The organism is Marisediminicola sp. LYQ85 (assembly GCF_046600695.1).
Taxonomy (GTDB): Bacteria; Actinomycetota; Actinomycetes; order Actinomycetales; family Microbacteriaceae; genus Marisediminicola.
Window position 1 is genome coordinate 765,315 of record NZ_JBKIWO010000001.1, and the last position, 22,330, is coordinate 787,644.

Here is a 22,330-nt window from a genome sequence, read left to right on the forward strand (position 1 = left end):
CCCACCCACCGCGGGTAGGGTCGGCGGATGTCGTCGCCCACCCCCGCTCACACCGACATGCTCGACGACCTGCGGGCCGTTCTCGAGAGCCCGCTGCTCGATATCGCCCGAGCTCTCTCCGAGATGCTCGCTCCGACGGTCGCCCACTCGGCCCTCGTGATCTTCACCGAGGACTGCACCGGGCGACCGCGCAAGCGGGCCGGCGCCGCCGAGATCATCGATCACGTGACGATCGCCGAGCTCGACGCCATCCGCGCCGACCGTGCGCTCGATCGGTCGAATGCGCCGCATGACGAGAACGGTTCGCCAGGGGCGGCCACGACCGTCGTCGTCGCCGGTCGGGAGCGCGACGCTCTCGTCTGGGTCGCCGACACCGGATCGCTCCTGGTCGTGACCGACCCGGTGCTCGGGCCGCACACGGATGCCGGGAGACTGCACTCCGAGGTGGCACGCGTGTGGGAGATCGTGGCTCTGAGCATCCGGCAGCAGGTCGCCGCGGCCGCGCCGACCTACCTCATCGATTCGCGAGCGGCATCCCGGGAGCGCTCGCGCATCGTCGCCGAACTCAGCGACGAGCACGCCACGACCCTCGAGGCCCTCCTCGGCGTGCTGCGTTCCCCGCGATCGACCGACGACGCCGCGCGCAGCACCGCCGCGAACATCGCCGCGAGTGCGATGGTCAGGCTCCGCTCGGTCACCGATCGGGAGAGGTCGATCGCCGAAGAGCCCGTCGCGAAAGCCTTCGCGCGGTTGAAAGACGACCTGCTGCCCCTCGTGCGCTTCGGCGGGTTCGACATGGAGTACGTCGACCCTCCCGTGCACGGCCGCCCCGTTCCGGGGGAGGTCGCTCACGCGGGTCGCGCGATCGTGCGCGGCGCCGTGCTCGCCCTCGTCGAGCAGCACGGGGTCGGTCGGGTTCGCGTGCAGTGGGACTGCGACGGCCACAACCTGCTCGTCAACATCCGCGACGACGGACCCGGCGACCTCACGATCGAGAGCGCGAGCGTGCGCCCCCTCGCGGCACGGGTCGCTGCCCTCGACGGGGAGTTCCGTGTCGAGGCGACGCCCGGGTGGGGGTCGGATATCGCGGTCCGGATGCCGCTCGACGCCCCCGCCGCGCCACCGGCGTCGGCGACCGAGTGGGCGCTGAGCTCGAGGGAAGCCCAAGTGCTCGAACTCGTCGCCGCGGGGGAGCGCAACCGGGCCATCGCTCGCGACCTCTCGATCAGCGAGAACACGGTGAAGTTCCACGTCGCCAACCTCTTGCGCAAGGCCGGGGCCGCCAATCGGGTCGAACTCGCGGCCCTCGTGCGCGGCTGACGAGACGCGGGCTCCGCGGAAGTCTGAGGAGTCGTCGCGGTCAGGGGAGTCTCAGAGTGATGACCCGGTACTCTTGGTCCACTTGTCAAACAACCTCAGAAAGGCGTTGAGAGCGCACATGCCCTCCACCTTCCTCTCCTCCGGTGCCATGGACACCGACCCGCACCAACCCGGCTCGAGGGCATCCACGCCCTCGATGGAGGTGATCACATGGTGATCGAGGCCCTCCTGCTCCTTCTCGTCGGCATCGTCGTCACTCTCGTGATCATCGCCGCGAACGGCTATTTCGTCGCGCAAGAGTTCGCCTACATGTCGGTCGATCGCAACAAGCTCGGCGCTCAAGCCGCGGCTGGCGACGCCTCCGCCGCGCGGGCGCTCACCGTGACGAAGCGCACCTCCTTCATGCTCTCGGGGGCTCAGCTCGGCATCACGATCACCGGACTCCTCGTCGGATTCGTCGCCGAGCCGCTCATCGGCCAGTCGATCGGCGCTCTGCTCGGCGGTGTAGGTATACCCGCTGCGGTGAGCATCACCCTCGGAACCGTGCTCGCCCTCGCGCTCGCGACGATCGTGCAGATGATCTTCGGTGAGCTCTACCCGAAGAACCTCGCGATCGCGAACCCCGAGCCGCTCGCTCGGGGACTCGCGCGATCGACGTCGTTCTATCTGCTGGCCTTCGGATGGCTCATCACCGTCTTCGATCACGCGGCGAACGCGCTCTTGCGTCTCCTGCGCATCGAGCCCGTGCACGACGTCGACTCGAGCGCCACGGCGCGCGACCTCGAGCGCATCGTCGCCGACTCGCGTGACAGCGGCGACCTCCCCGCCGAGCTGTCGTTCATGATCGACCGCATCCTCGAGTTTCCCGAGCAAGACGTCGAGCACGCGATGATCCCGCGCTCGCTCGTCGACACCGTGCGACCCGAGACCACGATCGGCGAACTGCGCGAGCTCATGGCACGCGCACACACGCGATACCCCGTCGTCGACGATGAGAGCCAGCCCCTCGGGGTCGTGCAGCTCGTCGACGTTCTCGGAACCACGCTCTCGCCCGACGCCTCGGTGACCGAGCTCATGCGACCGAGCGCGGTCGTGCCGACCCTCATGAAGCTGCCCAACGCGCTCGCGGAGATCGTGCGGTCGAAGAATCAGCTCGCGTGCGTCATCGACGAGTACGGCGGATTCGCGGGAGTGCTCACGCTTGAAGACCTCGCCGAAGAAGTGGTCGGCGAGATCACCGACGAACACGACGAGGAGGCCGGACCGTCGATCCAGCCCGACGGCGACGGGGTCTGGCTCATGGATGGCGACGTTCACGTCGACGAGATCCAGCGGGCTCTCGACGTCGAACTGCCCGAGGGTGACTTCGAGACCCTCGCCGGTTTCGTGATCGCCGAGCGCGGCGGTCTTCCTGCCGAGGGTGAAACCCTTCACATCGAGATCCCGGATGATCCGGGCGATCTGATCTTCGACGACGAGGTGCACCGATCCCTCACGGTCCAGGTGCTCGAAGTCGACAGGCACGTGCCGAGTCGCGTTCGCGTGACCCTCGTGCGCCGGTCGAACTCCGACGACGAGCCCGATGAGAAGCCCGACGAGGTTGCCGGAACTGCCGAGACGAGCGAATCCCCGGAGGCCGGCGATACCGCCGAGACCCCCGAACCGAGCGTGCTCGAGGTCAGGGACACCGTGACCGCGACCGACGGCGACACCGCGAAGGAGGTCGACCGATGACCGACACCATCATCGTCATCCTCGTCACGGTGGCCCTCATCGCGCTCAGCGCGTTCTTCGTCATCATCGAGTTCGCACTGCTCGGGGCTCGCCGTCACCGTCTCGAAGAGACCGCCGCGACCGACCGGTCCGCGAGGGCCGCCCTCAAGGGCGTCAACGAGCTGACCCTCATGCTCGCGGGTGCCCAACTGGGAATCACCGCGTGTACCTTCGCCCTCGGAGCGATCACCAAGCCGGCGCTCGACTACTGGCTCGGCCCGATCTTCGAAATGTGGGGCATGCCGGACTGGGTCGCGGGAACCCTCGCGTTCGCGCTCTCCCTCTTCGTCGTGACCTTCCTCCACCTCGTCGTCGGTGAGATGGCACCCAAGTCATGGGCGATCGCCCACCCCGAGACGGCGGCGAAAGTCATCGGAATCCCGTCTCGCGTCTACATCTGGCCGTTCCGTCCGCTCCTGGGCTGGGTCAACAGCATCGCGAACCGTCTCGTGAAGGCGTCTGGGGTCGAGCCAGTGGAGAGCGCGGCGGTCGGCGGGCACAACACGCAGACCATCGGCCACCTCGTCGAGCTCTCCGCGCAAGCGGGAACCCTCGAGAAGTCGTTCGAGACCCAGCTCTCCGGAGCGCTCGAGCTGCAGACCCTGCGGCTCGACGAGCTCGTCAACCGTTCGGCCACGCCGACGGCGGTCGGGCACGGGGCGACGGTCGGAGACATCCAGCGTGCCGCCGTCGACTCGGGTCACTTGCGCATTCTGCTCGGCACGGTCGGAGACGACGTCACCGGAATGGTGCACGTTCGCGACACGATGCTCGAGTCGGTCGACGCCCCGGCGGCGCCTTTCGCGCGCGAGGTTCTCGTGCTCGAAGGCAAGACGCCGGCGTACGAGACGCTCGCGCGCATGCGGGCGACGAGCCAGCAGCTCGCCGTGGTCGTCGACGACGAGAAGTTCATCGGCGTCGTGACGCTCTCGGACGTCTTGCTGCGGGTGCTCCCGCAACTCGACGAGGTGTCGAGCCCGTCGGTGTCGCCCACGACGCGGTAGTCGGTCTCCGCGGAGAACGCTTTCTGCAGAGAATGCCAGACCGAGAGCGGTCGACCTCCGGGTCGGCCGCTCTCGTCGTTGTCGCGCCGGCACAACGCCGAAGCGGCGCACCCCCGAGGGGATGCGCCGCTTCGCGAGTCGCCGGGTGGCCCGGCGTCAGGGTCGGATCAGACGAGCACGACGCGCTCGTTGGGCACACAGTGCGTCATCACGAGACCGCTGACGTCGCGCGGACCGTTGGCACCGAGGTTGGCGAGACGGGCGAGCTCGTCGTCGTCGAGCGTCTGCGTCGCGAGGGGTTCGAGGTGCTTGACCTCGTCGACGGTGATGCCGATGCCCTCGCCGAGGCGGAGGCCGAGTTCGTCGTCGACCAGGAGCATGTGCCAGACCATGCGCTCCTGAACGGGGCGAGCAGCCTGACCGATGAGACCCGTGAGGTTGGCGACGAGGTCGTCTTTCTCCCACTGCTCGAGCAGCTGGTAGCGCTGACCCGCCTGCGTGTAGTCGTTCGTGCGGGGCAGACGAGCGCGAGTCAGGCGTCCCTCGTAGACCGGACCCTGCTCGGTGTGAGCGGGCTTCGGAGCCTCCTGCAGTCCGCCCGTGATCGACGGCTCGTAGTTGACATGAGGGTTCTGGCCGGTCTGGTCGACGTGGTACGACATCTGGCCGTCACGCTGGTTCGTGGCGACGGGGACCTTCGGGCTGTTGACCGGCAACTGCAGGTAGTTGGGGCCCACGCGGTAGCGCTGCGTGTCGCTGTAGGAGAACGTGCGACCCACGAGCATCTTGTCGTCGGAGAAGTCGAGACCGTCGACGAGCACTCCGGTGCCGAAGGCGAGCTGCTCGTTCTCGGCGAAGTGGTTGGAGACGTTGCGGTTGAGCACCATGGTGCCGACGGTCTTCGGCGGGAAGACGTTCTCGGGCCAGACCTTGGTGTCGTCGAGCGGGTCGAAGTCGAGTTCGGGGTGCTCGTCGTCGCTCATCATCTGCACGCGGAGCTCCCACTCGGGGAAGTCTCCCGCCTCGATCGAGTCGTAGAGGTCCTTCGAGGCGTGACCGAGGTCGCCGCCCTGGATGACCGCGGCATCCGCTTCGGTGAGGCTCTTGACTCCGGCTTTCGGAATCCAGTGGTACTTCACGAGAACGCTCTCGCCGGCCTCGTTGACCCACTTGTAGGTGTTGACCCCGAAGCCCTGCTGGGTGCGGTAGTTGGCGGGGATTCCGCGGGGGCTGAAGAGGTTGACGAGCATGTGCATCGACTCGGGGGTCTGCGACATGAAGTCGAAGATGCGCGATGCCTCCTGGCGGAAGGTCACGGGGTCGGGCTTGAGGGAGTGGATGACGTCGGGGAACTTGATGGCGTCACGGATGAAGAACACGCCCATGTTGTTGCCGACGAGGTCCCAGTTGCCGTCTTCGGTGTAGAACTTGACGGCGAAACCGCGGGGGTCGCGGGCCGCTTCGCTCGAGTCGCGCCCGCCGATGACGGTCGAGAACCGGATGGCGATGTCGGTGCGCTTGCCCGCCTCTTGGAAGAGCTTCGCGCGAGTGAACGTGGAGATCGGCTCGTCACCCCAGTTGCCGGTCGCTTCGAAGTAGCCGAAGGCGACGGCTCCACGGGCGTGGACGACGCGCTCGGGGACCCGTTCGCGGTCGAAGTGGGAGACCTTCTCGAGGAAGTGGTAGTTCTCGAGGGTCGCGGGGCCGCGGGCTCCAACGGTGCGCTGGTTCTGGTTGTCGTAGACAGGGTGCCCCTGTCGTGTGGTCAGGTTCGTCGGTTCGGTGGTGTCGTCCGTCATGAACGTGCCTTTCTCTCGTGGCGTTCCCGGGCTGTCCGGGAGGGAGGAAGTGGGGGAGGGGAGGGGAGGCGGTCAGGCCGGAGCGCACTCGGCGCACAGACCCCAGAAGGTGATCTCGGCCTGGTCGATGCGGAAACCGGCGGTCTCCGACGGGGTCAGGCACGGCGCCTCGCCGTGGACGCAGGGGATGTCGCTCGTCTTGCCGCACGACCGGCACACGACGTGATGGTGGTTGTCGCCGACGCGTGACTCGAAGTGGGCGGGGAGTCCCGCGGGTTGGATGCGCCGCACGAGCCCCGCGTGCTCGAGAGCGTCGAGCGAGTCGTAGACCGCTTGAACCGACACGGCTCCGATTCGCGCGCGCACGAGTTCGACGAGCGCGGCCGCGCTCAAGTGCTCGTGGGGCTCGGTGCCGTCGAGCACATCGAGCACGGCTGCGCGCGGCGCCGTGGCCCGGAGGCCGGCGTCGCGGAGTCGCTCGGTGGTCTGCATACGTCCCTCTTGCTTATTTGGATTGATTCCAAACTAGCGCGCGATGGGCGGTGGCGTCGAATCCGCCGCGGGAGTGTCGGACATCGCCCAGGGGGAGTGGTGCGAGATCACTCCGCCGCGGGCTCGGCGGGCGTCTCCGCGGTTGCGACGATCGTCGCGCGGGCGAGGATGTGCGATGCCATCGTGAAACCGAGGAAGGCCGGGGTGCAGTCGTCCGGAACCCCGATGTCGTCGACGTCGAGAGCGTGAACGGTGATGACGTAGCGGTGCGCGCCGTGCCCCGCGGGGGGAGCTGCGCCGACGAATCGCGGTGCGCGCACCTCGTTGGGCACCGTGATTGCGCCCTCGGGGAGGAGCGCGAGGTCGGGGTCGCCCGCTCCGGCGGGGAGGGACGAGGTGTCGGCGGGGAGGTTGGCGACAGCCCAGTGCCAGAATCCCGACATCGTCGGAGCGTCGGGGTCGTACACGGTGACGGCGAAGCTGCGGGTCTCCGCGGGCGCACCCGTCCAGGAGAGCTGCGGTGATTCGTCGCGGCCCCCGGGGAGCCCGAACATCCCGGACAGCTGAGCCGGAGCGAACGGGCTGCCGTCGGTGACGTCGTCGCTCGTGAGGGTGAAGCTCGGAACCTCGGGGAGTCGCGCGAAAGGATCGTTGGCCATGGTGGCTTCTTTCTGTCGGAGTGGCGGGACGGAGACTGGATCTCTTTCAACATATGCCCCTTCGCCCGCGACGGGATGTGAGAGTCGCCGTCGTGGCGGCCCCGGTGCTCGAGCGGTACCGTGGTCCGGTGATCGCCCCGACGAGGGGGGCGGGCTCGAAGGGGAGTGGGAGCATGAGCGCCACACTGACGGTCGATTTCTTCTGCAGTCTCGACGGCTACGGTTCTGCCGAGGGGTGGCCGGGCTACTGGGGGAAGGAGGGCCTCGAGCTCGTGGCTGACCGGGTGAAGACGTTCGCGCACGACCAGGTGCTCGTGTTCGGTGCGACGACGTTCCGTGAGTTCAGCGAGTTCGTGACGGAGTTCGACGAACCGTATTTCGACAGGTTGACCGAGCTGCCCAAGATCGTGTTCTCGAGCACGCTCGACGAACGCTCGCCCGGATGGCATAACTCGACGGTCATCGCCGAGGATGCCGTCGGTGCGATCGAGCGCCTCAAGCGCACGACCGATGTGCCGATGCGATCCCACGGCAGCATCACGCTCAATCGGGCTCTGCTCGCCGCCGGCCTCGTCGACCGACTCGAAGTGATCCTGTTCCCCGCGGTGACCGGGCGAGCGGGGTACGCGTCGCTGTTCCACGGCGGGGCGGAGTTCGACCTCGACCTCATCGAGTCGTCGGTCTTCGACGCGCGCACGATCAAGCTCGTGTACGCGCCGACCCTCCACGGCGCCATTCCGGAGGGTGTCGGGCCGCAGCCGAGAGACCGGGGGAGTGCCCTCGACGGCGCCCCGAGCGTTGGCTAGCCTCTCACCATGGTCATCGCACAGCCGCCCATCGTCGACGATGCGGAGTGGCGGCGTCAGGTCGCCACGCTAGCGGCGCAAGAGAGCGCCGTCGCTGCCGAACTCGACCGCCTCGCCGCGGCACGCAAGAGGATGCCGATGGTGCGAGTCGATCGTGACTATCTGTTCGAGGGGCCGAGCGGCGAGGTCTCGCTGCTCGACCTCTTCGAGGGCAGGTGCCAACTGATCCTCTACCGGTTCTTCTTCGAAGAGGGAGTGGATGGCTGGCCTGATGCCGGATGCGTCGGGTGCAGCTCGTGGGCGGACGGGGTGGCTCAGCTCGGCCTCCTGCACGCGCGGGACATCACTTTCGCGATGGCGTCGCCCGCGCCGCAGCCGACCATCCGGGCGTACGCGGAGCGGATGGGATGGACGGACAAGCCCTGGTACACGATTCGCACCGAGGCGTTCACCGACGACTTCGGAGCCACCGAGTGGTTCGCGATCAACGTGTTCCTCCGTGTGGACGACGACATCTACCGCACCTACTTCCTCCAGGACGGTGCGATGGTCAGCAGCATCGGCAGTGTCACGTCTCTTGCCGCACTCACGCCCTACGGCGGCCAGATCGAGGGGGAGGATGTGCCGGAGGGGTGGCCTCAAGCACCCATGGCGCACTGGATGCGCCGTCACGACGAATTCGAAGGACTGACACCTCCATCCCGCCTCACTTGACATAATGTGCATTATCGGCGCAAAGCTCCGCGCGGGTCAGCGCCCGAGGATAAGACGGTAGCCGCGGCCGCAGGCGTTACGCGCGGCGGATGCGGATGGGCCCTTTGGCCGTCGACGGATCGACGACGCTGCCGCGCTGCGTGATCTCGACATCGCCGCTGTCGACGAGTCGTCGTGCGGCTCGCCTGGCCGGCTCCATGAGGTCTCGCCAGTCGTCACCGCCGACGGCTCGAGCCGCCTCCGACGGGCAGATCGTCGCCGACGCCGCTCGGGTGCTCAGGAGAGACAGGATCGACTTCTCCAAGTCTCGATCGGTGGGTGAGACTTTGCGGCTGCGGCAGGAGGAACTGCAGTATGCGACATCCGCCCAGTTCTTCTCCCACTTCTTGCGCCACTCGATCGTGCGCCCGCATGAACGGCACGTCTTCGATTGCCTGTCGGTGGCGTGTGACATCATGCCCTCACTGTGCCTCACGCGTGTGACAGTGGGCTGTGTCGGTGGGCCGCGTCAGCGAGCTGTGTCCGTGACACCCGGTCACTGCGAGGCGAGCAACGAGCGGATGCCCTCGACGGCCAGGTCGTGGTCGTCGCGCTGCGGCAACCCCGACACCGTGACGGTGCCCACGACTCCGACGTCGCGCACCGCGATCGGGAACGCGCCGCCGTGACCCGCGTAGACGAGCGGATCGATCCACGGCGCCTCCTCGAAGGCGTTGCCGTTGACGGCGGCGCGGAGGCCGGCGAGGTGCGAGCTGATGCCGAATTCGCGCACGGTGTTGACCTTGCGGGTGACCCAGCGGTCGTTGTGCGCCGCGGTGCCGTCGAGGGCGGCGTGGAACAACTGCTGCTCCCCCCGCGTGATGTCGATCGTCACGGGCAAGCCGCGGTCGCGCGCGAGGCCCACGAGAGTGCTCCCGAGCTGCCAGGCGTCGTCGTTCGTGAATCTCGCGAGCACGAGGTCGCGTTCCTGGGCTTCGACCTCGGCGATGCGAGCGGCGATGTCAGTCATGGCTGCGGTCCTTTCGGTGATCCTGTGGCGTTGCGCTGAGTGGCGTTGGTGTGGCGTGCTGAGCGATGAGGTCGAGGAGCATGGGCGGCTCCCACGATTCGGTCGTCTCGCGGAGCTCGTCGAGTGACCACCAGTGGTGCGCGAGAACGTCGATGCGCTCGTCGTCGGTCCAGTGCGTATCGGAGGGCACGAATCGGTCGGTGTGGAGAACGTAGAACTCGGCGTGCCCCGTGTCGTGGTCTCCCCCGGTGTAGTCGACGTCGAAATCGAACGCGAACACCGGTTCACCGAGGTCGTCGACGGCGAGCCCGGTCTCCTCGAACAGTTCGCGCACGGCGGCCTCGTGGTGGGACTCCCCCGGGTCGACGCCGCCACCGGGGGTGAGCCACCGCGTCGGTTGTGCCGGAACGGAACCGAGCGTGTAGAACATGAGGATTCGCCCGCTCGGGTCGACGACGAGGATCCGCGACGTCGCGCGGTGCCGGGCGATCATGCCGACACCGGCAGGTGGCGCGCCCACCACTCGAGGGTGGCCTCGAGCCTCTGCACGCGGTGACGCGGGCTCCCGGTGCGCGGCAGATCGTGGCTCTCGCCGGCGAAGAGCAGCAGCTCGGTGTCGACCCCGCGCCTCTTCAGAGCGAAATAGAACCTCTCCGCCTGGTCGGAGGGATTGCGGCGGTCATGCTCCGCGTGGATCACGAGGGTCGGAATGTCGATGCCGTCGATCCGGTCGTGGATGCTCAGGGCGGCGAGTCGGGCGCGGTCGGAGCCGGGGTAGTCGTCGGCGAAATACACGCTGATGTTGGATGCGCCGACGTACGTCGACGGATCGAGATACGGGCGTTCGATGATCGCCGCGGAGAAGAGGTTCTCGTCTGCCGTGAGCCACGCCGCGAGCCACGCGCCGTACGACGCTCCCGCGACGCCGATCCGCGTGCTGTCGATGCTCGGCGTGCGCTCGAGAACCCCGGCGAGGAAGTCGAGGATGTCTGCACGATCCGGAGCGCCGAGGTCGTGCCTCGTGGCGCGAGCGTGCGACTCGCCGAAGTCTGCGGCGCGACGCAGATCGGACATGATGACGGCGTACCCCGCCGTCGCGTAGACCTGCGCCTCGTCGAACAGCGAGATCGAGAACGACGCGTACGGTCCCTCCGGCGCAAGGACTATCGCGGGATGCGGACCCACCCCGGGAGGCTCGACGACCCAGCCGTGAAGCCCGTGGCCGTCGCGGGCGGTGACCGTGACCTCGGTCGGCACGAGGATGTCGAGGTGCGAGACATCCGCCGGGCTGAACAGAGCGCGCTCTCCCCCGGGGTCGACGACGACGAGGGTCGCGGGGTGGGCCGCCGTCGACGTGCTCGCGACCACGACACCGTCGCGCTCGTCGAAGCCCGTGACCTCGAGGTCGCCCGACAGGATGACGTGGGTCCTGCCCTTGCCCGCTCCGTGCACCTCGACGAGGTCGAGGCGTCCGTCCCACCGGTTCGGCACGATCACGCCCGTCTCGGTGGCGACCATCGCCAGATCGAGCTCGCGGAAGTCTCTCGCGAGGTGGATGAGCCCGGTCGGGATGGTCCACCTCGGGTTCGTCGTGTCGACCGACATGAGCGCGGTCGCGTCGACGTTGCGCCTCGGTTGCGGTTCCGTGCCCGTCTGATCGGTCATGGTGAAATAGAGCTCGCCGTACCGACCCATCGCGAGAGCCCCCATCGTCGTCGCCGCGATCTTCGCCGGAGTGTTTCCGGGGGTGTAGACATGATCTCTCGGGTAGGCGGCGTCGAAGGTGATCTCGAGGATCGAGGTCGTGAGTGTCGACCTGATCGACGACAGCCCGGTCCAGACGGCGAAGACCGATCCGCCCGAGGGCGCGAAGACGATGCTCGTGTGGGTGCCCGCCTGAGTCGAGATCTGGCACGCGATCGCCGAGTCGACGGGGCCCACCTGTGCGGGTCGCGTGACGTCGAGGAGAAAAACGTGCGACTCGCGGTCCCGATCGAAATCATCATCGAACCCGGCACCATCGGAGCGGTACTTGAGAGTCGTGATCCTGCGCGGGTCGTCGGGAGCGGATGCGTCACGGGCGAAACGGTCGGGGTCGAGCACGCCCGCGATGAACGCGATGCGCGTCGAATCGGGTGACCAGACGAAAGAGGCGACGCCGAGGGGCGCCGCGGTGGCGATGACCGGCGTGACCGGGGCATCCGGAGCGGCGCCCGCGCCGGTCGTCGATGCCGGGACCAGGGCGATCTGGCGTCGCCCGTCGACCTCGGTCTGGTAGGCGAGCCACTCACCGTTTGGCGAGAATGCGGGCGCCGAGTCGAGAGGGCCCCGAGTGAAGCGCGTCGGCGCTCCCCCGGTCACTTCTCGTCCGGTCGCTTCTCGCCCGGTCGGCGTGTCGACCCGGCCGAGAGAAACCGTCCAGAGCTCGCCGACGTACCGGTTCGCATCGACGTCGGCGCGACGGGTGGCGACGACCGCTCGCGAACCGTCGGGGTGGATCGTCGGCGTGCCGAGAGTGACGAGCGCGGAGATGTCGGAGGGTTTCATCGAGGCCCATCGTACGGAGGTGCGGTGGAGCCGAGACCCCTAGCTGCGGAAGTCGCTCACGTCGCCCACGTAGCGCGTGTTGCCCGACGGCACCGGCTCGACGACCGCGAGGGCCACCTCGGCGGCGAACTCGCCGACGTTGTAGAGGCGCCCCGCGGCATCCTTGCGCGCACTGATCGCCCCGGGGTTCGCCCGCTCGAGCAGGGTCGCCGTGATGGTCCCCTCGATCATGTCGCCCGACACGACGACGAACTCGACCTGCTTCTCGGCGAGGGTCGGAATGAGCTCGCGGAGCGCGACCTCTCCCGCTCGCTTGCTGAGGGCGACGGGGAGGTATTCGGGCATCGTCTCGACCGTGTCGATGAAGTGGGCCTGGTGGCTCGTGACGAAGACGACGCGAGCGCCCGGAGCGAGCAGCGGCAGCGCCTCGGTGAGGAGGTCGACCTGGGCGTCGCGGTTGAGCGCCATCGCGTAGTCCTCGGCCATCCCCGACTCCATGCCGCCCGAGGCGTTCATGACGAGGATGTCGAGCGCGCCCCACTCGCTGCGGATCGTGTCGAACATCGCCGACCGTGATGCCCGGTCGGTGAGGTCGGCGCCGATGGCGATCGCCGCGCCGCCGCCGTCTTCGATCGCAGCGACGAGCTTGAGTGCCCGTGCCTCCTTGTTGCGGAAGTTGATGACGACGCTCGCGCCCGCCGCGGCGAGGTAGCGGGCCGTGTCGGCGCCGATCCCCCGAGACGAACCGGTGACGAGGGCGCGCTTGCCGTCGAGCGAGTGGGCGGGCAGAGTCGAGGCGTCGGTGCTGTTCACGGGTGTCGACCCTAGCAACTCCTCCGCTCGAAAGGACGCACGGCCCATGTTCGACGACCGCCCCCGCTCGCCCTTCTTCAGGGGCACTCCCCCGCGGGTCATCGCGCACCGGGGCCTCGCGCTCGAGGCGCCCGAGAACACCGTGCTCGCGTTCGCGGCGGCACTCGCCGCGGGTGCCGACATCCTCGAGACGGATGTGCACGTGAGCGCCGACGACATCGCCGTCGTCAGCCACGACCCCGACCTCCCGCGGCTCGCCGGGCGGGCGGGGGATGTCTCCCATTTCCCTCTCTCGCAACTGGCCACGATCGACCTCGGGTCGGGTCAGACTTTCTCGTCTCTCGCGGAGGTGCTCTCGGCGTTCCCCGACGCGCGGTTCAACGTCGACGTCAAGACGCCGGGGGCCATCGGCCCCACCGTCGCGGCGGTGCGCAGCGCGAAGGCCTCCGATCGCGTGCTCATCACCTCGTTCTCCGACTCCACTCGACGCGACGTCGTGCGGCGACTGCCCGGGGTCGCGACATCCGCGTCTCCCCGCATCGTCATGCTCGCGCTGCTCGCGATCCTCGCGCGCTCGACCCGGCTGCTCGGCTGGGTCACGAAGAGCGTCGACGCGATGCAGGTGCCCGAGCGTTACGGACCCGTGCGCGTCGTCACGGCTCGCACCGTCGCGTGCTTCCACGCCGTCGGCATGGAGGTGCACGTGTGGACGGTCAACGAGGCTCGCGACATGGATCGACTGCTCGACATCGGGGTCGACGGGCTCGTGACCGACCGCGCCGACCTCGCCCGGATCGTCATCGAAGCACGAAAGTCAAGGGGCATCTGAACCGGTCGTCCGCCCCCTAAAGTGGGGGTGCCTCGGCCCTGATCCCGACATGCCGGTCGCCCTCCAAAGCACTGGGAAACCTCTGTAAACGCTGGGTGCGGGAATGTTTCAGGCCATCCTCGGGGTTGTGCTCATCACGAAGTAATGCGAGAAAGGGGCCACACCATGGCAGATCGCAGTTTGCGCGGTATGCGACTCGGATCCCAGAGTCTGCAGAGCGAAGAAGGCGTCACCTTCTCACCGCGAATCACCAGTACCTACCAGTCGGCAGATGGAACGACCTTCGACGTGACATTCGCGTCGGACGCCGAGATTCCGCAGAGCTGGGAGTCACCGAAGTCGGGTCAAGAGGGAATCCTCATCGCCGCCGATGGCAAGCCCGTCGTCATCGAGCCCGTCGACACGAAGGTTCCGCGAACCCACTGGGACATGCTCCTCGAGCGTCGCACGCGCGGCGAACTCGAAGAACTGCTCAACGAGAGGCTCGACGTGCTCCGTGCGCGCAAGGGCCAGCAGAAGGTCGGCGCGTAACTCGAACATCGGACGTCCCCGTCGCATCACGCGCCGGGGACGTTTTTCGTTGCCGGTGCGGCCGTCGACGACCCGCGGATCGGGTCGACGCGGCGGAGCGCCCTCGTGAGCCCCCACCACGTGACGCGAGCGAGAGCCTCGACGACGATGGCCGTGCGCATCTTCGACACTCCGTGCACTCGCTCGATGAAGGTGATCGGATGTTCGACGACGCGGGCGCCTCCGCGCTCGAGCCGCCACGCCATCTCGACTTGGAAGCAGTACCCCTGCGATGACACGGTGGAGAGGTGCGCGTGCCGCAGGGCGGCCGTGCGCAGCACGCGGAAACCCGACGTGAGGTCGCGGATGGACGACCCGAGCACGAGTCGGGAGTAGGTGTTGCCGCCGCGCGAGATCACTTGGCGCAACCACGGCCAGTTCTCGACGCGACCGCCGGGCACCCAGCGCGACCCGATGACGAGATCGGCGCCCTTCCGTGCTGCCGCGATCATGGCGGGGAGCGTCGCAGGATTGTGCGAACCGTCGGCATCGATCTCGACGACGAACTCGTATCCCCCCTCGATGGCCCGATCGAACCCCGCGAGGTAGGCGGCGCCGAGTCCTCCCTTGGCCTCGCGGTGCAGAACCGAGATGCCGGCGTCGGTTGCGGCGAGATCGTCGGCTCGTCGCCCGGTGCCGTCGGGGCTCGCGTCGTCGACGATGAGGAGGTCGGCCGACGGCACGGATTGCCGGATGCGGCCGACCATGCTGTCGATGTTCTCGATCTCGTCGAAGGTCGGCAGCACGATGAGGGTGTCAGCCACGCGCCCTCCTCGAGCCGATACCGAGGGCGATGAGCCCCGCGAGTGAGAGCCAGGCGATCGCGAGCTCGAGTTCCCGACCGAAGACCGTCGAGGGTGTCGTCGTAGAACTGAGGGGCACGTCTTCGATCATCGATCCGGGTTCGAATGTCGGCAAGCGGTCGATTGTGCTGCCGTCGGGGGCGATAATCGCCGACGTTCCGACGGTCGAGATGTTGACGACGCTGCGGCCGGTCTCGAGAGCCCGCATGCGCGCGATCGCGAGCTGTTGCACGCTCTCGTCGCTGCGCCCGAAGTCGGCGTTGTTCGTGGGGGCGAGGATCACCTCGGCCCCGTCACCGATCATCTGACGCACGAGAGCGTCGTCGACGATGTCGAAGCAGATGGCGACGCCCGCGAGAACACCGTCGATGTCGAAGATGTTGTCGCGTTGACCGATCGAATAGTCCCGAGGGATGAGGGAGAGCAGGTCGGGGGCGAGCGGGTACCAGAAGTCGCGATCGGGCAGGTATTCGGCGAACGGCACCGGGTGGATCTTGTCGTAGATGTCTGTCGCGCCCTCGCCCTGCTCCCACAGCAGGAGGCTGTTGTAGACGTCGTCGCCGGGCGTCGTGATGGTTCCCGTGACGAGGGGCGCGTTCATCCGTTCGCTCACGAGGTCGAGGGCGGATGCCGCCTGGCTGATCTCGAGGGGGTCGAGATCGGAGGCGTTCTCGGGCCACACGACGACGTCGACGTCTTCGCCGTAGAGGGGCTCGGTCGCGGCGATGTGGTCGTCGAGGATCTCGCCGGCACGGTATTCGGCGAAGAGACCCGCGTCGGAGTCGCCCTGTACGGCGGCGACGCGCATGGTGCCGCTTTCGACGATCGGGAACGCGGGCATGAGCGCGAGGATGGCGATGAGTGCGACGGGGAGGAGGCCCGAGACGATGCGGCCGGAGGACCGCGTGTGGCGGTAGGCAGCGGCGATGAGAGCGGCGACGAGAGCGAGCAAGAACGAGAGCCCCGAGACGCCGACCCACGCGGCGAGGTCGCCGAAGACGCTCTCCGACTGGGAGAACGCGAGGCGTCCCCACGAGAAACCGCCGTACGGCCACGAACTCGTGACGAGTTCCCGACCCGTCCACAGAGCGGCGACGACGGCGGGGACGACGAGGATGCGCAACCACCACCGCCGCGAGAGTCGATCGCCGAACCTCCACGCGAGCGTGATGAGCACGGCCCCGATCGCGAAGAAGACCGTCTGCAGCCCCGCGAGGGCGAGCCACGGCACCGCCCCGAGGTAGATCGTGAGCCAGAAGATGTGGGTGCCCCAGAAGGCGAAACCGCCGACGAGCCCGACGAGGAGCGAGGTGAGCACCGAGCGCCCCGCGAGCGCGACGAGGATGAGGGGTGTTCCGACGAAGACGAGCGGCCACCACCCGAGACCGGGGAACGAGAGAGACAGCACCACTCCCCCGACGGCGGCGAGGAAGATCGCGAGGTAGAGGGGAACGGTGCGTCCGGCCGGAGTGGTGATGCTGCCCGTCGGGGTCAGGCCCCAGCGGTGCTGCTCAGGGGCGTGCGCGCTCATTCGACCCAGCCTAGGTGGCGACTCGGTGTGCGACCTGCGTGTGGATGCCGCCGGGTCACGCGACGCTGCTGTAGGCGACGATTCCGCGCCTGATGAGGTCGAGCGCCGTGCGCGCTTTCGGGCCGACGGGGGCATCGGCGACCATCGAGAGCTGGTCGAGGAGGTCGATCGTCTGCTTCGAGAGTCTCACGAAGTCGCCCGCCGCGAGTTCGGCATCCTTGAGGACCGAGTTGAGACTCGCACCCTGAGCCCACCGGTTCATCGCGAGTGAGAGGCCCGTCGAGATGGGGGCGCTGCCCGGGAGCTTGTGCTTCGACTCGAGGTCGTCGAGCCGACTCCAGATGTCGGTCGTCGCGTCGAGGGCGGGGCGGAAGGCCCCCTTCGGCAGGTAGCGGTCACTCAGCTGGCCCTCGTCGCGCCGCGGCTCGTAGATGAGGGCTGCCGCCATCGCCGCGAGCCCCGCGGGGTCGAGGTCGTTCCACACTCCGCGCCGCAGACACTCGGCGACGAGGAGGTCGCGGTCGCCGTATATGCGCTTGAGCATGCGCCCCGAGGGGGCGAGCTGCACGGCACCGTGCTCGTTGCGATCGAGGTAGTCGAGCTCCATGAGCACGTCGGTCACCCGGTCGAAGACGCGGGCCACGGCCCCCGTGCGCGACCGGATCTGCCGCGTGAGGTCGTCCGACTGTTTTTTGAGCTTGAACCAGCGCTCGGACCAGCGCGCGTGGGCTTCGCGGTCGTTGCACGCGTGGCACGGGTGCTGCTTCATCCGTCGGCGCAGGGCCTGCAACTGGTGCTGACGCTTGTCGCGTTCGGCCCGGCTCTGCAGGTCGCCGCGCACGGCCCCCTTGCGCTCGAGGTCGGTGAGTTCGCGTCGGATGCCGGCGTACTCGGTGAAATCGCCCAGGTGGCACTGCATCGCCTGGGCGTAGCCGTCGAGGGATTCCTGCTGGCTGCGAACCTTGCGTGCGAGGTCGACGACCGCGCGGTCCGCCTGGAACTGCGCGAACGACGACTCGAGCACCTCGCGAGTGCGCTGACGCCCGAACTGCTCGATGAGGTTTACAGCCATGTTGTAGGTCGGCCGGAAGCTCGAGTTGAGGGGGTAGGTGCGCCGGGAGGCGAGGGACGCGACGGCTTGGGGGTCGAGCCCGTCTTGCCACTGGATGACGCTGTGCCCCTCGACGTCGATGCCGCGACGACCGGCGCGACCGGTCAACTGGGTGTACTCCCCCGGTGTGATCGGCACGCGGGCTTCGCCGTTGAACTTCTCGAGCTTCTCGAGAACGACCGTGCGAGCGGGCATGTTGATGCCGAGCGCGAGGGTCTCCGTCGCGAAGACCACCTTGACGAGCTTGCGGCGGTAGAGCTCCTCGACGACCTCCTTGAACGCGGGGAGCATGCCGGCGTGGTGGGCGGCGACCCCGCGCTCGAGCCCCTCGAGCCACTCCCAGTATCCGAGCACGGCGAGATCCTCGTCGAGGAGCGTACGGCAGCGTTCCTCCACGATCTCGCGGATCTCGTCGCGTTCGTCGGTCGTCGTGAGTCGTGCGCCGGCGCGGAGCACCTGGGAGACGGCCTGGTCGCATCCGACCCTGCTGAAGATGAAGAAGATCGCGGGAAGCAGGTTGTGGCCGTCGAGCAGGGAGATGACCCCCGCGCGGTTCATGCGGGCATCGTCGGGTCGAGCGCCCGAATGGTAGCCGCCGCGCGAGCCGCCCGAGCCGCGGGATCCCCCCGATCGGCCCTGGCGAGCAGACGAGGCGCGGGCGCCGCCCCGAGACATCTGCACGAGTTCGGGGTTCACTCGCGTGATCGCCGCGAGCCCGGCCGGGTCGAGGGCACTCCGATCGCTCGAAGCGAAGAGGTCGACGAGCTTCGTGCGCATGAGGATGTGCTGGTCGAGAGGCACGGGGCGCTCCTCTGACACGATGACCTCGTTGTCGCCGCGCACGGCCTGGAGCCAGTCGCCGAACTCCTCGGCGTTGGAGACCGTCGCGCTCAGCGAGACGAGGCGCACCTCGCGCGGGAGATGGATGATGACCTCCTCCCACACGGCACCGCGGAACCTGTCGGCGAGATAGTGCACTTCGTCCATCACGACGAAGGACAGGTCGCTGAGTAGGTCGGAATCCGCGTAGAGCATGTTGCGGAGAACCTCTGTCGTCATGACGACGATGCGGGCGCTCGAGTTGATGTTGGTGTCGCCCGTGAGCAACCCCACCTCGCTCGCGCCGTACTCCGCGACGAACTCCTGGAACTTCTGGTTGCTGAGCGCCTTCATGGGCGCGGTGTAGAAGACCTTCGCGTGGGGTTCGCGCATGGCGAGGTAGACCGCGAACTCGGCGACGATCGTCTTTCCTGCGCCGGTCGGGGCGGCCACGAGCACCCCGCTCCCCCGCTCGAGGGCGGCGCACGCCGCGATCTGGAACGGGTCGAGGTCGAACTTCAACCGGCTGCGGAACGCGTCGAGCCTCGGCAGCCCGCGCCGCGATTTCGATGCGGCGAACCGCTCCGCCGGCGAGAGTTGGTCGGTCACAGCGGGGCTCCCTCGGTGACGAGTCGGGCTCGGCGGCGCGCCACGACGCGATCCCGCATCCACGCGATGCCCACGGCCGCGAAGTAGAGGCCGATCATGGGGATGGCGAGGAGGAACATCGAGAACACGTCGGCGGCGGGCGTAGCGAACGCGCAGAAGACCGTGATGGAGAGGATGGCCCAGCGCCACCCCGTGAGGATCGCCTTGGCCGAGATCACACCCATGAAGTTGAGGAGCACGACGAAAACGGGGAGCACGAACGCGACACCGACGGCGAGGATGAGCTTGAGGGCGAAATCGACGTAGTACTTCGACAGCAGGATCGTCGAGTCTTCGGGTGGCGCGAACCGTGCGAGCACCGAGACGATCTCGGGGAAGATGAAGAAACCGGCGGCGCACCCGACGAGGAAGAGCGGCACCGCGGAGAAGAAGAAACCGAAGGTGTAGCGCTTTTCGGTGCGCGTGAGGGCCGGTGTGACGTAGGCGAAGATCTGGTAGAGCCAGACAGGGCTCGCGAGCACGATGCCGACGGTGATGGCGATCTGCACGCGGAGGTCGAACGGTCCGGTGAGGCTGTCGTAGTTGAGTTGTGCTTCACCCGCGAGCTGGGTGATGGGTTCGCGCAGCAGTGCGAGAACGAACGGCGCGACGATGAAGCCGACGATCGCGGCGACGAGCACCGCGAGGGCCGAACGGAACAGTCGCTTGCGCAGTTCGAGGAGGTGCTGGGCCAGCGACATCCGACCTTCGCCGTTCGCGCGTCTCTGGGAACGCGCGGCCATCGTGACTATGGCTTCGGCGGGTAATCATTCGAGGTCGACGGAGTCGACCCCGGTGCCGAGGTGTTGCGCACGGGCTGAGCATCCGGAGTCTGATCGACGTCGTCGTCGCGTCCGCTCTTGATCTCGTTCTTGAAGATCTTCATCGACTGACCGACACTCTTCGCGAGAGCGGGGAGCTTGGCGGCACCGAACAGCAGGATGATGACGGCCAGGATGATGATCGCGTGTACCCCGGTGAGATTTTGCCACGGCATGATTCGGTCCTCAGATCTCGCGTAGGAAGTGGTGCTGTCGCATCATTTTACGCACTCGAGGGTAGGAATCGTCTGCACGTCGCCCCTCAGCGGGCGTAACGCGCGGCGGCATCCGTCGCCCACTGCTCGACGATCGCGCGTGCCTCGGCGGGCTCGACGACGGTCACGAGCCCGGGCAGCCCCGCGATGAGGCGCTTGAGCCCGTGATAGTGGGTGACCCTGATGGTCGTGCGCTCGCGATCGCCGACGGTCGTCGTGACCGAATCGTCGGCGAGGTAGTCGGCGATGAGCGAGCTTGCGCCCTTCGCCATCTCGATCGTCACGGGGAGGTCGTCGCTCGACCCCTCGAAGAGTTTCTCGGGAAGGGGCACGTCGCTCGCGGTGCGTCGCAGCGGTTCCGTCGTCGCTCGCAAATGCGAGATGCGGTCGAGGCGGAACGTGCGCACGGCCTCGCGCGAGTGGTCCCAGCCGCGCAGATACCAGTCGGTGTCGACGGACTCGATGCGCAGAGGGTCGACGAGTCGCTGCTCGTGCTCGCCGCGCGCGTTGATGTAGTCGAACCCGACCGCGACCCCCGCGCGCACGGCGTCGCGAATGGTCGCGAGAGCCGAATCGGCGGCCGACGACTCGACGGCCACGAGGCTCGGTGCCGACGACGACCCTCGGGCGAGTTTCGAGAGCAGCGAGTCGATCGCGGCGCGGTCGGCGTTCTCGGGGAGCGCCGAGAGATACTGCAGCCCCGCGATGAGCGCCGCTGCCTCCCGCCCCGAGAATCGCGGTGAGTCGTCGATCGCGACGAGGTTGGTGATGACGATCTCGTCGTGCTCCTCGAAGCGGTCCCAGGCGATGTCGAAGAGGTCGCCGTGCTGGTACTGGCTCGTCTCCCCCGGTACACCCGACACGGCGATGAGTCGCACCGACGCGCGGATCTGCGCTTCGGGAACGCCGAAGTGCGCGGCGGCGTCGGCGACCGACACCTGGTCGTGGTCCATGAGCCAGGGGATGAGCGAGAGAAGGAACGCGAGTTTGTCGGTCGCGAGCTGCGCCGGAACACGGTCAGCCACGAGGCACCTCCCGGTCGGCGTCTGTTGCAAGCGGCGCGTGGTCGGCTGCGAGGCGGTCGAGCCTCTCGATGACCGCCGCGCGCAGACCCTCGGGTGAGAGCACGAAGACCTCGGGGCCGAACGACGCGAGCTCGTCGGCGAGGATGTTCGCGTCGCTGTAGTGGAGCTCGAGGGAGCCGTCGGGCCGCACCGACGTGCCGCGGCGCTTCGACAGGCGGGCCCGGGCATCCGACTCCGGTCGCACCTCGACGACGGCCGAATTCGATGCCCACACCGCTTCGAGTTCGCGCAGGGCCTCGGCGGGATGATCGCCCTCGCGGGGTTCGAAGGTGCGGCCGGTCGCGACCACGCCGCTCACGATCCGACTGAGCAGGAAGGTGCGTCGAGCTCCGGTCTCGGCCTCCTCGGCGCTCACGTGCCAGCGGCCCTGGTGCTGGATGAGCGCGAGGGGAACTATCGTGCGGACCCTCGCATCCGTCTCGCCGGGCTTGAGGTAGGAGAAGCGCACGATCTGGTGTTTCTCGAGCGCCGAGTCGATCGGGTCGAAGGCGGCGTCGCGCACGCGCACGCGCGGGGCGTAGCCGAGCACCGGAACGTCGGCCGAACCGCCGAGCGAACGCAGTTTGAGCAGGGCGCGGCGTGACTCGGCTGAGAGCGACCCCTCACGCCACACCATCGTCGCGAGACCCAGAAGCGTGAGCTCCTCGGGCGAGAAGACGACGTCCGACGGCAACTCGTAGCTCCCGCGCGGGATGCGGTAGCGCAGACTCTGGTTGTTTCCGGCCTGCCCGGGCGAATCGATCGTCTCGAGAGGCACCCCGAGGTCGCGGATGTCGTCTTTGTCGCGCTCGAACTGCCGCTCGAGGTTGGCGTTGTCGCCGGAACGGTCGAAGCGCTGGCGGTACCCCTGCACCGTCGAGAGGATCTCGTTCTTGGTCAGTCCGGTCTCTGTGGAGAGCAGAGCGAGCACGAGGCTGAAGAGTCGCTCCTCGACGGGCACCCGGGGTGCTTTAGCGGACACG

22 protein-coding genes are annotated in these 22,330 nt (G+C 67.9%); 7 read left to right on the forward strand and 15 right to left on the reverse strand.

Annotation, left to right across the window (positions count from 1 at the left end; translation table 11 throughout):
* Window positions 1-27 precede the first annotated feature (27 nt).
* From ACLHG5_RS03545 to ACLHG5_RS03555, 3 genes are all read left to right on the forward strand, one after another.
* Window positions 28-1,320, forward strand: coding sequence for a LuxR C-terminal-related transcriptional regulator (locus tag ACLHG5_RS03545; protein WP_411317878.1), 1,293 nt, complete (start codon window positions 28-30; stop codon window positions 1,318-1,320).
* Between the two features lie 210 nt (window positions 1,321-1,530).
* On the forward strand, window positions 1,531-3,054 hold the full coding sequence (locus tag ACLHG5_RS03550) for a hemolysin family protein (RefSeq protein ID WP_411317879.1): 1,524 nt from the start codon (window positions 1,531-1,533) through the stop codon (window positions 3,052-3,054).
* Window positions 3,051-4,097, forward strand: coding sequence for a hemolysin family protein (locus tag ACLHG5_RS03555; protein WP_411315570.1), 1,047 nt, complete (start codon window positions 3,051-3,053; stop codon window positions 4,095-4,097). The genes ACLHG5_RS03550 and ACLHG5_RS03555 overlap by 4 nt, the downstream gene beginning before the upstream one ends.
* 167 nt (window positions 4,098-4,264) lie before the next feature.
* Here ACLHG5_RS03555 and ACLHG5_RS03560 read toward each other — a convergent pair whose 3' ends face one another.
* The 3 genes from ACLHG5_RS03560 to ACLHG5_RS03570 all read right to left on the reverse strand — a co-directional run bounded on the left by ACLHG5_RS03560 (window position 4,265) and on the right by ACLHG5_RS03570 (window position 7,047).
* Window positions 4,265-5,896 carry a catalase gene (locus tag ACLHG5_RS03560; RefSeq protein ID WP_411317880.1) on the reverse strand — a complete coding sequence of 544 codons (1,632 nt, stop codon included), beginning with the start codon at window positions 5,894-5,896 and terminating at the stop codon, window positions 4,265-4,267.
* A 72-nt stretch (window positions 5,897-5,968) separates the two neighbouring features.
* Window positions 5,969-6,388: a Fur family transcriptional regulator gene (locus ACLHG5_RS03565; protein ID WP_411317881.1), complete on the reverse strand. Its 420-nt coding sequence runs from the start codon at window positions 6,386-6,388 to the stop codon at window positions 5,969-5,971.
* Window positions 6,389-6,495: 107 nt separating this feature from the next.
* Window positions 6,496-7,047 (reverse strand): YbhB/YbcL family Raf kinase inhibitor-like protein, encoded by a 552-nt coding sequence (locus ACLHG5_RS03570; RefSeq protein WP_411317882.1) that lies wholly within the window; start codon window positions 7,045-7,047, stop codon window positions 6,496-6,498.
* A 173-nt stretch (window positions 7,048-7,220) separates the two neighbouring features.
* Here ACLHG5_RS03570 and ACLHG5_RS03575 point away from each other — a divergent pair, with 173 nt between their 5' ends.
* Together ACLHG5_RS03575 and ACLHG5_RS03580 are read left to right on the forward strand one after the other, a co-directional pair.
* Window positions 7,221-7,853 (forward strand): dihydrofolate reductase family protein, encoded by a 633-nt coding sequence (locus ACLHG5_RS03575; protein WP_411317883.1) that lies wholly within the window; start codon window positions 7,221-7,223, stop codon window positions 7,851-7,853.
* A 9-nt stretch (window positions 7,854-7,862) separates the two neighbouring features.
* On the forward strand, window positions 7,863-8,567 hold the full coding sequence (locus ACLHG5_RS03580) for a DUF899 family protein (protein ID WP_411317884.1): 705 nt from the start codon (window positions 7,863-7,865) through the stop codon (window positions 8,565-8,567).
* Between the two features lie 76 nt (window positions 8,568-8,643).
* On the opposite strand, the gene ACLHG5_RS03585 is transcribed toward ACLHG5_RS03580, so the two are convergent.
* From ACLHG5_RS03585 to ACLHG5_RS03605, 5 genes are all read right to left on the reverse strand, one after another.
* Window positions 8,644-9,024 (reverse strand): DUF3253 domain-containing protein, encoded by a 381-nt coding sequence (locus tag ACLHG5_RS03585; protein ID WP_411315564.1) that lies wholly within the window; start codon window positions 9,022-9,024, stop codon window positions 8,644-8,646.
* 78 nt (window positions 9,025-9,102) lie between these two features.
* On the reverse strand, window positions 9,103-9,576 hold the full coding sequence (locus ACLHG5_RS03590; protein WP_411315563.1) for a heme-degrading domain-containing protein: 474 nt from the start codon (window positions 9,574-9,576) through the stop codon (window positions 9,103-9,105).
* The gene (locus ACLHG5_RS03595; RefSeq protein WP_411317885.1) at window positions 9,569-10,096 is read right to left on the reverse strand and encodes an NUDIX hydrolase; all 528 of its coding nucleotides are present in this window, start codon (window positions 10,094-10,096) and stop codon (window positions 9,569-9,571) included. Before ACLHG5_RS03595 ends, ACLHG5_RS03590 begins: the two co-directional genes overlap by 8 nt.
* Window positions 10,066-12,123: a prolyl oligopeptidase family serine peptidase gene (locus ACLHG5_RS03600; RefSeq protein WP_411317886.1), complete on the reverse strand. Its 2,058-nt coding sequence runs from the start codon at window positions 12,121-12,123 to the stop codon at window positions 10,066-10,068. Before ACLHG5_RS03600 ends, ACLHG5_RS03595 begins: the two co-directional genes overlap by 31 nt.
* 39 nt (window positions 12,124-12,162) lie before the next feature.
* On the reverse strand, window positions 12,163-12,936 hold the full coding sequence (locus tag ACLHG5_RS03605; RefSeq protein WP_411315560.1) for an SDR family oxidoreductase: 774 nt from the start codon (window positions 12,934-12,936) through the stop codon (window positions 12,163-12,165).
* 46 nt (window positions 12,937-12,982) lie between these two features.
* Here ACLHG5_RS03605 and ACLHG5_RS03610 point away from each other — a divergent pair, with 46 nt between their 5' ends.
* Window positions 12,983-13,765, forward strand: a complete 783-nt coding sequence (locus ACLHG5_RS03610) for a glycerophosphodiester phosphodiesterase family protein (protein WP_411317887.1) — start codon at window positions 12,983-12,985, stop codon at window positions 13,763-13,765.
* A gap of 165 nt (window positions 13,766-13,930) precedes the next feature.
* Entirely contained in the window at window positions 13,931-14,296 is a 366-nt protein-coding gene (locus ACLHG5_RS03615) for an RNA polymerase-binding protein RbpA (protein WP_411315558.1), read from the forward strand.
* A 26-nt stretch (window positions 14,297-14,322) separates the two neighbouring features.
* On the opposite strand, the gene ACLHG5_RS03620 is transcribed toward ACLHG5_RS03615, so the two are convergent.
* The 7 genes from ACLHG5_RS03620 to ACLHG5_RS03650 all read right to left on the reverse strand — a co-directional run bounded on the left by ACLHG5_RS03620 (window position 14,323) and on the right by ACLHG5_RS03650 (window position 22,329).
* Entirely contained in the window at window positions 14,323-15,099 is a 777-nt protein-coding gene (locus ACLHG5_RS03620) for a polyprenol monophosphomannose synthase (protein ID WP_411315557.1), read from the reverse strand.
* A complete protein-coding gene (gene lnt, locus ACLHG5_RS03625; RefSeq protein ID WP_411317888.1) occupies window positions 15,092-16,669 on the reverse strand; it encodes an apolipoprotein N-acyltransferase in 1,578 nt (525 codons plus the stop codon). Before lnt ends, ACLHG5_RS03620 begins: the two co-directional genes overlap by 8 nt.
* Window positions 16,670-16,724: 55 nt before the next feature.
* Entirely contained in the window at window positions 16,725-19,208 is a 2,484-nt protein-coding gene (locus ACLHG5_RS03630; protein ID WP_411317889.1) for a DEAD/DEAH box helicase, read from the reverse strand.
* Window positions 19,205-19,948, reverse strand: a complete 744-nt coding sequence (tatC, locus tag ACLHG5_RS03635) for a twin-arginine translocase subunit TatC (protein WP_411315554.1) — start codon at window positions 19,946-19,948, stop codon at window positions 19,205-19,207. The genes ACLHG5_RS03630 and tatC overlap by 4 nt, the downstream gene beginning before the upstream one ends.
* Before the next feature lie 47 nt (window positions 19,949-19,995).
* On the reverse strand, window positions 19,996-20,244 hold the full coding sequence (tatA, locus tag ACLHG5_RS03640) for a twin-arginine translocase TatA/TatE family subunit (RefSeq protein ID WP_411315553.1): 249 nt from the start codon (window positions 20,242-20,244) through the stop codon (window positions 19,996-19,998).
* An 86-nt stretch (window positions 20,245-20,330) separates the two neighbouring features.
* Entirely contained in the window at window positions 20,331-21,308 is a 978-nt protein-coding gene (locus tag ACLHG5_RS03645; protein WP_411317890.1) for a helix-turn-helix transcriptional regulator, read from the reverse strand.
* Window positions 21,301-22,329, reverse strand: a complete 1,029-nt coding sequence (locus ACLHG5_RS03650) for a helix-turn-helix transcriptional regulator (RefSeq protein ID WP_411317891.1) — start codon at window positions 22,327-22,329, stop codon at window positions 21,301-21,303. Before ACLHG5_RS03650 ends, ACLHG5_RS03645 begins: the two co-directional genes overlap by 8 nt.
* Between the last annotated feature and the right edge of the window lies 1 nt (window position 22,330).